The organism is Phreatobacter oligotrophus (assembly GCF_003046185.1).
Classification (GTDB): domain Bacteria; phylum Pseudomonadota; class Alphaproteobacteria; order Rhizobiales; family Phreatobacteraceae; genus Phreatobacter; species Phreatobacter oligotrophus.
This window is the reverse complement of the sequence record NZ_PZZL01000013.1, coordinates 36,518-50,394: the sequence shown is the minus strand read 5'-3', so window position 1 is coordinate 50,394 and position 13,877 is coordinate 36,518. Positions and strand designations below refer to the sequence as shown.

Below are 13,877 nucleotides of genomic sequence, written 5' to 3'. Positions count from 1 at the left end.
CAAGCCTGGCGATCCTGGCCTACAATATGAAGCGGGCAATCGCTGTTGTGGGCGTGGCTCCGATCCTCAGGGCCATCAGAGCATGAACCGCTCGTACGTTCTCTAACAAACCGGCGAGCCCGCAGCGTCCAAGCGCTTAACGTTCTCACACAGCCTCGGGCCCCAAGCCGACATCGGAAAGCCTGCTCTGTCCAACCAATCGTCTCCAGCCGGAGACGCCGGAACTCGGCTGCGTGAAATCTGTCCGGCTTCAACCCTCTCCGACCTCAAGAGCCATGGTCCCGAGGCAGGCATGGACGCGGCTTCCCTGGGCCGGCGGGTGGCCATCGTTACTGGTACCGGGTGCGCTATCCGCCCCCGGCCCGATCTGCACAGGGAAGTCCGCGCTGTGGCGCGCTGACGCAACGATTCCTGCAGAGACCGATCGGCGGTTCGCTCTCCGGAGGGACTTGCGCATCAGTCTCGCCCTATTCTGACGCGCCCCCGGCGCTCCTGGCACTGGTTGGGGTCTCGCCAAAGCGCGATCGAAACCGACGGTTGAAATAGGAGACATCCGAGAATCCAACCGCCAAGGCGACGTCGATCACCCGCAGCGCCTCGCCGGCGGCGTCTGCCCCGGTCAGCAGACGGTAGGCACGCTCAAGGCGGAGTTCGAGGAGATGGGACGAATACGATTGGCCACTCTCCTCGAACAACATTTGGATCGACCGTGATGACAGTCCGCAGGCGCGGGCCACGGTGCTGAGTGAGAGCCCCGGGTCGCAAGCATTGTCGGCGATCCACCTCTTCACCAGTTCGAAGCGCGCTGCCCGCTCCGGCGAACGCAAAGAAGGATCGGCGTCGGGCCGCACATTCCCAAGGGCTATCGCAATCAGGGCGGCGAGGTGATCCCCCATCAGCGCCAAGGTGGCCGGAGATGAGTCTCCGGCATGGCTCACGATCAGGCGGCCATAGGCCTGGACGAGCCTCATGGCCTTGGCGTTGCGTCCAACGGACTGCATCACCACGTCGTCCGGTGCGTCCAGATGGGCGCTCATCAGCCGGCGCGGGATGATGACGCCGACATATCGGCCACCGTTCGGGGCCGCGAGTGCCCCGAACTCGTCGCTCGACAAGAGAACGCCATCGGTTCCTCTCAGCACGGTCTCTTGCCCGCGCTGGCGTGCGACCACCGAACCGGCCTCGGACCAGGCGAAGGTGAACGAGTTGGAGTTCGGATCAACCAGTTCCCGGTCCCGAAAACTCTCGGCAGGACTGGTGACGGAGCGTGAAAGCGTGATCGCGCCTGCGCGCACGACCTCCATCTGGACGCGAAACGGCTTGTCGCTGAGAGGCCGGAAATCGAGCCCGAGGACGGCACGGGCGACATCCTCGCGCCAGAGCCGCATCGTGGGGGGATCGGCGATCGTCGGACTGTCGAGGTGGATAACGGTCGGCTGGTCTGCACCCATGGCCTGCCATGTCCCCTGCCATGCGCTGGTCCTACAGAGACCAGCCGTTCCGACACCTCACCGTATCCCGTGGGATTTCGAGGGGTCCATAGAGGGTTCTACGCAAAGGACGTTATCCTGCCCTGCAATTGCCCTTCCCCCAAAGATAAGGCCCATACCAGCCAGTGGCATGGACTTTCGCGCAGCCGGTCATGGAAAGTCCACGCCGCAGAGTCCAAGACCTGCCCCCGCCAACCTCTAGCCTTTACCCAATGGAACGTCTGTGGGGCGCCGGGCGCCCGGGCAGAAACATCGTGGGGGCAGTCCGTGCAGAGTTGGATGGGTTGGCGAGGCAGGCACCGCGCCGTTTTGGTGGCGCTGCTGCTGGCAAGCGGTTCCGATCTTGCCGTCGCCCAAGCCCAGCAGGGCAGCTGGACCATGACAGCCGATACCGAGGCTCGCTATTACTCGTGGCGGGACTCCCTTGGCAATCGCGGGAGCCAGGTCTTCGTTCCGGTCGGCTTCCAGCTCACGGGTCGGCCCAGTTCCGACTGGAAGCTCGAATCGGTCGTACGCTCCGGCTACATGTGGTCGAGCCAGAATTCGGGCGGTGCGAGCAGCAATCTGGCCCGACCCGTCGACCTGACGCTGTCGCAGCGTGTCACCTATTTCGGCATCAACGGAATCCAGCCCTTCGCGGCAATCTCGGTGTCGATCCCCACCGTCTCAAGCTTCGCCGGGGTCAACGTCAACAATTCGAAATCGGCACTCGATTCCGACATCGTGCCCAATCCGGTCTTCGGCCAGGGCCTGAACATCGGGCCGTCGATCGGCGCCAATATCGCGGTCAATGAAAACGTCACCGTCGGCTGGGGGCTCGGCTACACGTCGCGGGGATCGTTCCTGCAGAGCCAGGTTCCGAACTTCTTCATCCGCTACAATCCGGGCGACGTTACGACAGCCAATTTGTCGGCCGGCTACCGCGGCGATGCGCTCGTCATCAAGGCGATGCTCTCCTATTCGTGGGAACAGGTCACGACGCTCACGAACCCCTTCGGCACTGCACCGCAGTTCCGGGCCGGCGACCGCATCATGGTCGGCGTGAAGAGCGGCTATACGTTCAACGATCGCTGGGCGGCATCCCTGAACCTGGACTTCACCAGCATGGGCCGCAACCAGGTCCTGTCGGCGGCTCCACCGCCGCCTCTCGTGACCGAGCCCGCGAATTCCAATTCCAACATGGTCCGACTGACCGGCGGCGTCACCTATTCGGGCGCCAGCTACACGATCGGACCGACGCTGTCGTTCCTCTATCGCGACCGCAACGGCTACGACTCCACGACGTTCCAGTTCCTGCCGGCCAAGAGCACCTGGACCCTCGGCCTGGCCGGTGCCTACGACCTGGGCAACGGCGTGAAGTTCAACGCATCGGTGGCGCACGTCTGGATCAACCAGAGCGTCAATCCCGACAAGGTGGTGGGTGGCGTCATCCAGGTCGGCTCGGGCCAGCCCGCTGTCGCGACCAACGCCTGGATCGCCAGCTTCGGAACAAGCTTCAGGATGTGATGCGATGACTGGAACCCGTTCGAACACGCTCGTCATGGCCCGAACGATCGCCTCGGCGATGGTCGTGGCATCCGTGCCGCTGCTCGTCCCCGTCCCGGCATTGTCGCAAGCCGCGCAGACGGCACCGTCCGCCTGTCCGGAGGGGCGCACCTTCTCCGGTGCCTGTGTCAGACCCGACCTCTCCTCCGACATGCGCCTCCACATCCTGTCGGCGACGCAGCCCAAACTGAGCGTCTCTTCCCCGCCCCTGCTGCCATCGCAGGATGGCCAGTTCGCCCAGCCGCGCGATCGGGGCGAGTTGCAGCGCCTCTATGGGGTCGACGTCCCCAATGGCTATCGAGCGCCCTGAGGACCGCCGGCCGAACATCGCCTTGTCCCTTGAGTGACTGTCCGCATTCCGAGAGGTAGGTCATGCGCGCCGACCGATGGTTCAGGTCTTCCAGGGTCCGCGCGGTCCTCGGCTCGATGCTGCTCTCGGCCGTCATCGTCATGGGGCTGGGGACAAGCGCGCACGCCAACACGGTGACCGACAAGCTCAAGGACTGCATGGGTGTCGTCGGCGCCGTCGTTAACGGCGTGGACGCGGTGGCCGAGGGCTCCCTCAAGGTCGCCAATGCCCTGGCTGATCCCACCTATGCCCAGTGCGTCTCGCAGGCTGCCGCCGGCGACCCTTTTACCATCGCCGCCATGGCTGCGATGACGGGCATCTACATCGTGACCACGGCCGGCGGCAACGAGCCGTTCACCGATCCCAAGAGCTGCAACGCGGCCATCGGCACCTTCGTCGCGGGCCAGATCGCGGACTTCCTCAGTGGGCTCATCGAGGACCCGGACAGCCTGATCGGCGGCGCATTGCGCAGCATGCTGCCACAGGTCGCCATCGACGTGATCAATTCGGTCGCCCATCAGGCGGCGGGCGAGATCGGCGCGGCGCTCAGCGAAAAGTTCATGGCGGCGCTCGGACCCATCGGAGAATATCTGAAATGCGGATGCGCGGCAGCCGGGACGGCCGCGATTCTGAAGAACGTCGCTGAGGACATCGTCAATGCGGCCGCCGCGGCAGGCAACAGCGCCGAGGCCTGCACTGATCTGGCCGGGATGGTCCTGGACGATCCCAAGGCCGTTGTCGGCGCCCTGTTCGACGATCCCGGCGCCGTTGCCACCGCCGTGGTGGAGGCCGTGTGCGGCATCAACAAGACCACCAAGGAGATCTGCGGCACGATCGGCGAGGTCTACAAGACCGCCAAGGAAGTGTGCGACGCCGTCCAGGTCTGCCCCGGGCTCGACGAGATCTGGGGCGGCGTGAAGGATGTCGGACACAGCATAGGTTGCTTCTTCAAGAGCTGTTCCGATGAGCCGCCGCCGCCAACAGGCCCTCCCGCAGCGTGCAGTCCGGGCACGACCTACCAGACCCTTGCCGACACGCGCACCTGCACCTGCGCGCTCCCCAACGGCTGGAAGACGGTCTGGACGAACATCTACAGCAGCCTGAATGGCGGCTACATTCCGACCCAGGTCTATAGTTGCGCGGCCTGTTCGGCCGCGGAGACCAATGTCGACGGCTGGTGCCGCGCCTGCCCCCATGGTTTCAACCGTGACGCGGCAACCGGTCAGTGCTCCCGGCCGATCATCTGCGCGCCCGGCCACCTGATCAACACCGACAATTCCGGCTGCTGGAGCTGCCCGGCCGGCTTCCAGTTCAACACGGGCGGAACAGGCTGCACGCCGAGCTGCGCGGCCCGCCCCTGGCTGCAATACAATGCTTCGGCCAACGACAAGCCGACCACCTACAATGACACCATGTTCGCGCCCTATGCTGGCGGCGCCTGCCAATGCCCGAGCGGTCAATACGACACCGGGTCGAGCTGCGCGGCCATCCCGGCCTGCGCCAGCGGCAACTTCGACCAGAAGGCCGGACGATGCATCCCCAACTGCGGCGACGACGCCGTTCCTAGCGGGCGCTTCATCAACGGGGTCGAGACCTGCGACAGCTGTCCCATCGGCCAGCGCAACATCGACGGCACCTGCCGCACCCCGTGCGCGAGCGACCAGATCCGGGCTGGCGATACATGCATGAGCTGTCCGGTCGGCACCCAGATCAGCGGAGGGCGTGGCGGCAGCGGCGAGTTTCTCTCCTGCGCCTCGGTCTGCGGTCCCGGCAGCATGTTCCAGGCACCGCCCTTCCAGCCTGTGACGCAGGCCAATGCCAATATTGGCGCCGGACTGCAGGGAACCCTCGCGCCGGGTCCCAGCGGCGCGCTGACCGCGGGCGGTGGCCTCGGTGGCAATCAGGTGGCGGGCGGAGTCGAGATCGCGATCCAGAGCCCCCTGCCCGGAGGGGGAATGGCGGGCGCTGCGGCGAGCGGTGGCAGCACGGCTCAGCCAACGACCTGCCGGCCTTGCGCCGACAACGAGCGCACTGTGGCCCTGACCGCGGTCACCGCATCGGGCGGGACCATCACCCAGAACCAGTGCATGGCATGCCCTCCCGGTCAGGTGGGCAGCCGCAACGGCGACCAGTGCGTCGGGCGGGTTGCCGGACTATTTCCTGCAATCCGCCGCGCCGTTCCGCGCGATGTGGTGCCGCCGACGCGGACCGCGCCGCAGCGCCCCGCAGTGCCGACCGAGCGGGCAGCCCCCGCGCCCTCCCGCCCCAACGTCCAGCCGGCCGCCGCGCGGGAACCGCTGCGCTGTCCGCCGGGCCGTGTGCCGAACCGGGCCGGGACAGCCTGCGTGCTGGATGTCGGCGACTTTGACCGCGGCCCGGGTGGCTCCTCGGTGGGTGGACGCAGTGGGCGCTGAGGCGAGTGACAGTGACGAGGAACCCACGGCCATGACCGGACAAATGCTTTCACGCGGTCGGAGATCGCTTGTGGCGCGAGGGCTGGCCCTCGCCATGGGCTTCGTCGCGATCGCCCCGTTCACCGCCCTCAGCCAACCCGCGGAAACGGTGACGATGCGGGACGTCCTGCTCTCGGGCCAGGGATTCCGGCTCGCGGCGGAAGCGATCGACATTGCCGGGTCGAGCGCCACGCGCTCATCCCTGGAAGCGGCTGTCCGTTCCGGCAACCCCGATGCGATGATCGACCGACTGGGGCAACTCGGCGCCTCCAGCGTGCGCTTCACCAACCTGCGCGTTGAACGCAGCCAGGGCGGGCCACGGGCGTTCCTTGGATTTGGCAGGCTCCAACTGACCGGACTGTCCGCAGGCCGGATCCGTCAGGCACAGGGCACAGATGGACAGTTTGGCTCCGGCCCGTCGCAGCCAGCGCGCTTCGCCAGCTTCAATGCGAGCGAACTCGACGCAGCCTTCCTCGTCCGCCTGATCGGCGGTGCCGCGCCGCCGTCCGACGCGGCCAGACCGGTTCTCCGATCGGCGGTTCTGGAGCGCGTCGAAGCCGTGTATGGAACCGGAACACGGGTCTCGGCCGAGCGGGCAACCCTGTCCGATCTCAGGCTGATGCCAGGTGCGCGGGCCGGCGACTTCGGGCTCATGGGTGCGGTCGAGATCAGCGACATCCGGCTCGTCACACCGCCCCGGACCGGCCAGACGCTGCCGAACGAGATCCGAATCAAGGCGCTGGTCATTGGCGCCGATCGCCCCTCGTCCGACGATGTGCCGACGCGGTATCGGGCGCGCCTCGACGAGGTAACCGTGCCGCTGCCGGCGGCTGACACAACCCCTTCCATCCGCAACATCCGCGCACTGGGCCTCGACGCGCTCGTCGTTTCGGCGGCGCTGGAGGGAAGCTGGTCCCCCGCAGCCCGAGAACTCAAGCTCGACAGACTTGGGGTCGATCTGCCGGGCTTGGGTGCCATCACCCTCGCCGGGCTGATGAGCAATGTCGCGCCTGAGGTTTTCACCGAGGTGCCATCGGGCGCCAACGCCCGTTGGAATGAAGCGCAGATTCGCACTCTCAGCGTGACGATCCGCGATGATGGCCTTTTCGAGCGGGTGGTTGCCCGCGATGCCCGCGCCACCTCCCGCTCCGTCGCTGACGTTCGATCGACCTTCTCGCGGCAGGCCTCAGGCATCGTGCAGCGTATGACAGAAGGCGTCCCCAACCGCGCCGTTCCCGATGCGCTGATGCGGTTTGTGTCCGACCCGAAGGTTCTCACCATCGCCATCGCGGCAAAGCCAGGCGCCTCCCTGCCGCTTTCCGCCCTGCTGGCGACCGGCGGGCTCGCGAGCCTTTCCGATAGGTTCGAGCTGACAGCGACCACTCGTTGACGTCCCCAGAAGCGGCGCGCAACGGACGTTGCGTCGTCTAACTCATCTTCGGGTCATTGCGTCCCTCCCGATCTTGCCGGAACTCCAAGCATCCATTGATGCGAGCCCGACCGGCACGACAACCTTCATCGGCGGCGAGAAGGGTGGAGCCTTCACGAAGGAAAGCTTCGGCAACTGGTTCCGCGAGGTGTGCAACGACGCCGGGTGCAGAAATCAGCGCACGGACTGCGGAAGGCAGGCGCGACCAGGGCAACAGAGAACGGTGCAACCGAAAGCATGTTGGAAGCGATATTCGGATGGGTCGGCGGTCGACAGGCGTCGCACGACACCCGCTCAGCCAACCGAAAGAAGCTCGCGGAAGCGTCAGCGCACCTGCTTCGGCGAGAGGGCTTAGGCCGCGCGCTATGCTGGGCCTAAGAGGTGGGATGGTGGGGAAAGCAGAAGTACGATTCTTGTTTTAAAACGTTATTCTAAGTCCGAAGTGCGAGCACAAAGGGAGCTTTGAACCGCCTAAAGAACTTGTCCTGACACTCTTACCTGTACGACGGGCGACGCGCTAACTCGGTCGCCTCTGTGTGGCCTTGTTGGGCCTTAGGATCGGCGCCCCTGTTCCGAGGGACGAGAACGCCAATGACTCGGGTGAGCCTTTGACCGGGACCGGGATTGATCCGGACATCCCGGGTGAAGGCTAGTCGGTCTTCACGATCCTCACCGCCCCCTCGTTCGAGCACCCGTATCGCTCCCGCAGGCCCTTCAGTACCTCTGTTAGTCCTGAAGTGGACATCGGTGGAAGTTGGCTTGTCTCAACTTTCATCATTCCGAGCGGAAGAACGTCGAGGTTGATGGGACGGGAAACACCGAAGTAGAAGGCATGGTCCAACTCAACGACGCGCATTCTCTGGAGGAAACCGTTCGCGATCAGTGCCTGCTCGATCGCCGGTAGCGCTGCAAGCTCGATCTGTTTCCCATTGTTATGGATGAAGAGATACTGGTGTTCCGGATTTGGTGGCACCACCTCGAAGACAGTTAGACCGCCTCGCCCCGAATGGTAGATGCGCTCTTCTTCAATGCTCTGGAGGCGCGACATCACCGACTGAATTTGCCGGTACATGACCCGCATTTCAGGCGTTGCATGTTCCTGCATCTTCCGGATGCCTTGCGTCATCGTGACGGGGTTGAGGGTTTGGAAATCTGGCTTCTGCGTCTCAGTGATCGCGCTGACGAGCGACGCCTTCGCGACCTCCAGATCGTCCACCTTCGTAAGGGAATAGACGATCGCGCGGTACATCGAGTTATCAAACGGAAGCCGGTCTCCCTTCCGGACCATATGGATCGTGGCGCCACCTTGCGAGTGGCGAATTCCGAGTTCGTAGAAGGCGTTCGGGTTGAGGAACGAGAGGTCTGCGATCACGAGGTCAAACGTCAACAGCCGTTCGATGATCTGGCTATCGATCAACCCCGGAGCGTTGATCGTGTCCGCCCTTACGACCTCGAAGTTGGGAAAATGCTCCCAGAAGACAGGGATGATGATCCCCTTCAGGAGCCAATCCGCGTGAACTCGTTCGGGCGTGTCATCCCCGCCGATGGGTCCGACGACGAAGCAGGTCTTCTTCTTGTCTTTGCTTTTGGCGTCGTCGCTCATCAGCGCTCACTCGTGACGGAGGATGCATTTCGCGGCGCTGAGAGCCGCGTCTTGCGCCGCTTGCTGTGCCCGAAGGATTCGCTCTGTGACCTCCGTCGTCGGATAGTGGGGCAGCTTGGGGTCCGCATTAATCCAAATCGAAATTGTCGAGTTGAGCGTCACGACCGCCGCAACCACCTCGATGACTTCTTCGGTCTGAACGGGACCCCTCCTCTCCGCCTCGATCACCCCGAGGGATTTCCGGATCGAATCCACCGAATCGTGGATCGACCAAACGCCGAACAATGGGTTCTCGATAAGCCGACGCTTTTCTGTGGATGAAGCGGATGCCCATGCCCGCCGAAACGCGGCTCCCTCGGAGACGCTGATTGGAGGTATCATCTCGGATATCTGATCGAGTGGACGCCGAATTGACGCGGTCTCTTGGGTCACAAGGCCACAAGCGTTCGCGACAGCGAACGACAGTGAGACCATAAGCACCACGACAATCGTCCGAAGCGACATGAGACCTCCGCTGAGCCGGTCGGATTTCTGCACGCCCAGAGTGCAGACGCAATGGCGCCTTGACAACAATGTTCTATTTTTGTTCCAGATCAGTATGACTAAACGAAAAGGCGAACTGATCGGATCGAGGATCGACCGCGAGTAGCCTCATCAGGCCATCACCACGGCTTGCTCGCACCCTGGTCTTTGATGCCACCAAACCCGCATAACCGCTGGGCCTGAGAGGTGGGATGGTGGGGGAAGCAGGACTCGAACCTGCGAAGGCATAGCCAGCGGATTTACAGTCCGCCCCCTTTGCCGCTCGGGACATTCCCCCGTCCCATGCCCGGATCGGGGCGGTGGCCCCGGGGCGTGGCGCGCTTGATAGGGACACCCCCCTGCCCTGTCAACCGGCAAAGCACCGCGTCGGTCCCGGCGGCGCCGCGGTCCACAGCGCGGCGGTCACGCGGCCTGCGGGAGGCACGGCCAGCGCTTCGCCGTTGCGCCGCGACCAGCCCCATGGGATGAGGGCGCATGAGCACGACCCCTCCGCGCGGCCCGAAGAAGCCGTTCCGCCCCTTCTCCAAGCCCGGCAAGCCCTTCAAGGGCCGTGGTGGCCGGGTGCTGCGCGAGGCCGCGCCCGAATTCGAAACCGGCACGGTGCTGCTCTATGGCTGGCACACGGTGTCCGAGGCGCTGAAGAACCGCGGCCGGCGTATCCGCCTCCTGCTCGCCACCGAGAATGCCGCCAAACGCCTCGACGAGGAGGGCATCGCCCACGAGGCGACCATCGTGCCGGTGCGCGAGATCGACAAGCGCCTCGCCGCGACGCCCGACGCCGTCCACCAGGGCCTCTTCGCCGAGGCCGATGCGCTGGACGCGCCGGATATCGAGGACATGCCGGCCGAGGGCGTGCTGCTGCTGCTCGACCAGATCACCGATCCGCACAATGTCGGCGCCATCGTCCGCTCGGCGGCGGCCTTCGGCGTCAAGGCCATTGTCACGACCAACCGCCACTCGCCGGAAGCAACCGGCGTGCTCGCCAAGAGCGCTTCGGGCGGTCTCGAGCATGTGCCCTTCGTGACGGTGCAGAACCTCGCCCGCGCCATGGCCACCCTGCGCGACCAGGGCTTCCAGATCATCGGCCTCGACAGCGAAGGCGAGGAGGACCTCGACGCGGTGAAGCTGCGCGCGCCCGTCGCGCTGGTGCTCGGCGCCGAGGGCAAGGGCCTGCGCCAGCTCACCCGCGAGACCTGCGACGTCCTCGCCCGCATCGACATGCCCGGCGCGATCAAGAGCCTCAACGTCTCCAACGCCGCGGCGCTGTCGCTCTATGCCGTCACGACGCGGCTCGGCCTGCGGCGCTGAACCGGCTCAGCGGGCCCGCGAGGGCTGGCGCATCGCCGGATCGCCCATGGTGATGACGCGGGCGTCGGACCCGCTGGGATAGTAGGGCGGACGCGGCCCCATCGGCAGGCGCCCGGTCACCGGGTCGCGCGGCGCGCCGGTGACGCCATAGGGCCCGGAGCGGGGCAGGCCCGGGCGGGCGGGAATCACCTCGGGCGGATGGCTGTAGATCGGCGGCTGGTAGATCGGCAGGGCCTGGCCATAGTCGACCGTCGGGCGCTGGCGCCACGTCCCCGCCCTCACCCGCCGCACCGGGCAGCCATCGCAGCGATAGATGTGGCGGGTCACGAGGGTGCCGTCCGGCAGGTGCTCGTCGGTGATGACGATGCTGCGGGTCTGGGCGACGGCCGGTGCGGTCGCCCCGGCAGCCACGAGGAACGCAACGCCGAGCAGCGCCCCGAGAGGGAGCGCGATGCGATGCGAGGGCACGATGCGGGACATGGCAGGACCTCCCGGATGACGCGGGTCGGCCCGCGTGGCTGTCGCCAAGTCTAACCCAGCTCGGGCCCGGCCGCAGGCGCCGCGGGCCGCGGCGGGGCTTCATCCTTGATTCATCATGAACGCGCCCGGCGCGGCATGGTGCCCATCGCGGGCCGCATAGCCGAATACCGCCGCATCGCCAGCCAATACGACCACTGCGACTTAAGTCTCATCAACCATTGTCGAGGCGACAAAGCGTCGCTGCGCGGATTAGTCCTAGGACAGCGGTTCCTCGCGCGGAACCGGCAACGACAAGAAGAAGCAGTCGCGGCCACGCCGCCAACTTGCCACCCCAATTCAGGAAGGAAACACCCCATGACCATGGCCACGGCTGCGGGCGCGCCGGTAACCCCGCGTCCCATGACTGCTGAGGAGCGGAAGGTCATTCTCGCATCCTCGCTCGGTACCGTCTTCGAATGGTACGATTTCTACCTCTACGGCTCCCTGGCCGTGATGATCGGCGCGCAGTTCTTCGCGCCCTTCGACGCCAATACGCGCGCCATCTTCGCGCTGCTGGCCTTCGCCGCCGGCTTCCTCGTGCGCCCGTTCGGCGCCCTCGTCTTCGGCCGCCTCGGTGACCTCGTCGGCCGCAAGTACACCTTCCTCGTGACGATCCTCATCATGGGCGCCTCGACCTTCCTGGTCGGCCTGCTGCCCTCCTACGCCACGATCGGCTGGATCGCCCCGGTCATCCTCATCATCCTGCGCATGCTCCAGGGCCTGGCGCTGGGCGGCGAGTATGGCGGCGCCGCGGTCTATGTGGCCGAGCACGCCCCCGTCGGCCGCCGCGGCTTCTACACCGCCTGGATCCAGACGACGGCGACCATCGGCCTGCTGCTGTCGCTGCTCGTCATCCTCTCCATCCGCGTCTATCTCGGCGAGGCCGAGTTCGCGGCCTGGGGCTGGCGCGTTCCCTTCCTGCTGTCGATCTTCCTCCTCGCCATCTCGGTGTGGATCCGTCTGCAGATGAACGAGAGCCCGGCCTTCCAGAAGATGAAGGCGGAAGGCACCGGCTCGAAGGCGCCGCTGTCGGAGGCTTTCGGCCAGTGGAAGAACGCCAAGATCGCCCTGCTCGCCCTGTTCGGCCTCACCGCCGGCCAGGCCGTGGTCTGGTACACCGGTCAGTTCTACGCCCTGTTCTTCCTGCAGAGCATCCTCAAGGTGGACCTGTTCACCTCGAACGTGCTGATTGCCTGGTCGCTGATCCTCGGCACCGGCTTCTTCATCGTGTTCGGCTCGCTGTCGGACAGGATCGGCCGCAAGCCGATTATCATGGCCGGCTGCCTCATCGCCGCCGTCACCTTCTTCCCGCTCTTCGCCGCGCTGACCAAGGCCGCCAACCCGGCCCTGCACCGCGCCCACGAGCAGGTGAAGGTGGTGCTGACCGCGGATCCCGCGGGCTGCGGCAACGTCTTCAATCCGGTCGGCACCCGCGTGTTCACGGCGCCCTGCGACGTGGCCCGCGTGGGTCTGGCCAACCAGGCCATCAAGTATGACCTGGTGAACGGCCCCGCCGGCTCGGGCGCTTCGGTCACGGTCAACGGCACGGCGGTTCCGATCGACGCGCAGTACGTGGCCAACCTCACCCGCGCCACCCAGGCCGCCGGCTACCCGGCCCCGAACAATCCCGAGATCATCAAGGTCAACGGCTTCTTCGCGGCGCTCGGCAGCGGAACCGCCCTGTGGATCATCGGCATCCTGACGATCCTCGTCATCTACGTGACGATGGTCTACGGCCCGATCGCCGCGGCCCTGGTCGAGCTCTTCCCGACCCGCATCCGCTACACCGCCATGTCGCTGCCCTACCATATCGGCAACGGCTGGTTCGGCGGCCTGCTGCCGGCGACCTCCTTCGCCATGGTGGCGGCCACCGGCGACATCTACTACGGCCTCTGGTACCCGATCGTGATCGCCCTGATGACCTTCGTCATCGGCGTGCTCTTCGTGCCCGAAACCAAGGACCGCGACATCTTCACCTACGACCACTGACGGTCGCGCCTTCCACCGATCGACTGCGCAGCGCCGGGGCCCTCCCCGGCGCTGCTGCTTTGTGACGGCCAGATGACGCTAGGTCATGCGTCTTTGCAAAAATGCAATTGTTAACTGGCGACGATTTAGGCGATTTCGCATTCTCGTGATTGGAAAGTGAGCAGCCGAGGGTCCATCTCACGGGCGTCGACGGCGGACACCTCCCGCCGACAGCTGAACACAACTCGCGGCGGGCGTGTCCCTCCCCCCGCGAATGATCCGATGGAGATCGTCATGAAGAAGCTCATCCTCGCTGCCGTGCTGGCCGCCCCCCTCGCCGCCCCGGCCCTCGCCCAGTCCGAGACCGCCGGTTCGGTCACCGAGGCCGCTGCCGTCACGCAGTACCAGACCCAGGCCCCGCGCGAGTTCGCCGCCCGCCGCTTCGCCAACCCGGCCGCGGTGACGCAGGCCCAGCAGGTCCAGATCGACCGCCAGGGCAACCCCTACAACTACTGAACTGCTCCGCCTCAGGGCGGAACCAGCAACGCCGGGGCCGCAAAGCCCCGGCGTTTTCGTTTGCACGGGTCTTCCCATGGGCCGGGTTGCCAGCGGCGGCGCCGCGGGCGGATAGTCACCCGGTCCGCCGGAAGACCGGGCGCGGCGCACTGGC

The 13,877-nt window shown here is 65.7% G+C and carries 11 protein-coding genes and 1 tRNA gene; 7 read left to right on the top strand and 5 right to left on the bottom strand.

Going from position 1 to position 13,877, the window contains the following annotated elements:
- Positions 1–467: 467 nt before the first annotated feature.
- Entirely contained in the window at positions 468–1,451 is a 984-nt protein-coding gene (locus C8P69_RS20695; RefSeq protein ID WP_108179352.1) for an AraC family transcriptional regulator, read from the bottom strand.
- A gap of 351 nt (positions 1,452–1,802) precedes the next feature.
- Between C8P69_RS20695 and C8P69_RS20690 the strand changes: the two genes are divergently transcribed.
- The 4 genes from C8P69_RS20690 (at position 1,803) to C8P69_RS20675 (ending at position 7,227) form a co-directional block, all read left to right on the top strand.
- Positions 1,803–2,996 (top strand): hypothetical protein, encoded by a 1,194-nt coding sequence (locus tag C8P69_RS20690; RefSeq protein WP_146167397.1) that lies wholly within the window; start codon positions 1,803–1,805, stop codon positions 2,994–2,996.
- Positions 2,997–3,000: 4 nt separating this feature from the next.
- On the top strand, positions 3,001–3,345 hold the full coding sequence (locus tag C8P69_RS20685; protein WP_108179350.1) for a hypothetical protein: 345 nt from the start codon (positions 3,001–3,003) through the stop codon (positions 3,343–3,345).
- A gap of 62 nt (positions 3,346–3,407) precedes the next feature.
- Positions 3,408–5,798 (top strand): hypothetical protein, encoded by a 2,391-nt coding sequence (locus C8P69_RS20680; protein ID WP_108179349.1) that lies wholly within the window; start codon positions 3,408–3,410, stop codon positions 5,796–5,798.
- Positions 5,799–5,892: 94 nt separating this feature from the next.
- Positions 5,893–7,227, top strand: coding sequence for a hypothetical protein (locus tag C8P69_RS20675; RefSeq protein ID WP_146167396.1), 1,335 nt, complete (start codon positions 5,893–5,895; stop codon positions 7,225–7,227).
- 688 nt (positions 7,228–7,915) lie between these two features.
- Here the strand turns inward: C8P69_RS20675 and C8P69_RS20670 are convergent.
- The 3 genes from C8P69_RS20670 to C8P69_RS20660 form a co-directional block, all read right to left on the bottom strand.
- Positions 7,916–8,869 carry a hypothetical protein gene (locus C8P69_RS20670; RefSeq protein WP_108179347.1) on the bottom strand — a complete coding sequence of 318 codons (954 nt, stop codon included), beginning with the start codon at positions 8,867–8,869 and terminating at the stop codon, positions 7,916–7,918.
- Positions 8,870–8,875: 6 nt separating this feature from the next.
- Positions 8,876–9,373: a hypothetical protein gene (locus C8P69_RS23605; protein ID WP_146167395.1), complete on the bottom strand. Its 498-nt coding sequence runs from the start codon at positions 9,371–9,373 to the stop codon at positions 8,876–8,878.
- Positions 9,374–9,604: 231 nt separating this feature from the next.
- Positions 9,605–9,689, bottom strand: a tRNA-Tyr gene (locus C8P69_RS20660).
- 197 nt (positions 9,690–9,886) lie between these two features.
- Here C8P69_RS20660 and rlmB point away from each other — a divergent pair.
- On the top strand, positions 9,887–10,720 hold the full coding sequence (gene rlmB / locus C8P69_RS20655) for a 23S rRNA (guanosine(2251)-2'-O)-methyltransferase RlmB (protein WP_108179345.1): 834 nt from the start codon (positions 9,887–9,889) through the stop codon (positions 10,718–10,720).
- Positions 10,721–10,726: 6 nt separating this feature from the next.
- Here rlmB and C8P69_RS20650 read toward each other — a convergent pair whose 3' ends face one another.
- Positions 10,727–11,200, bottom strand: coding sequence for a hypothetical protein (locus tag C8P69_RS20650; protein ID WP_108179344.1), 474 nt, complete (start codon positions 11,198–11,200; stop codon positions 10,727–10,729).
- A gap of 354 nt (positions 11,201–11,554) precedes the next feature.
- Between C8P69_RS20650 and C8P69_RS20645 the strand changes: the two genes are divergently transcribed.
- Together C8P69_RS20645 and C8P69_RS20640 are read left to right on the top strand one after the other, a co-directional pair.
- Entirely contained in the window at positions 11,555–13,228 is a 1,674-nt protein-coding gene (locus tag C8P69_RS20645; protein WP_245902164.1) for an MFS transporter, read from the top strand.
- Between the two features lie 273 nt (positions 13,229–13,501).
- Positions 13,502–13,723: a hypothetical protein gene (locus tag C8P69_RS20640; RefSeq protein WP_146167394.1), complete on the top strand. Its 222-nt coding sequence runs from the start codon at positions 13,502–13,504 to the stop codon at positions 13,721–13,723.
- Positions 13,724–13,877 lie beyond the last annotated feature (154 nt).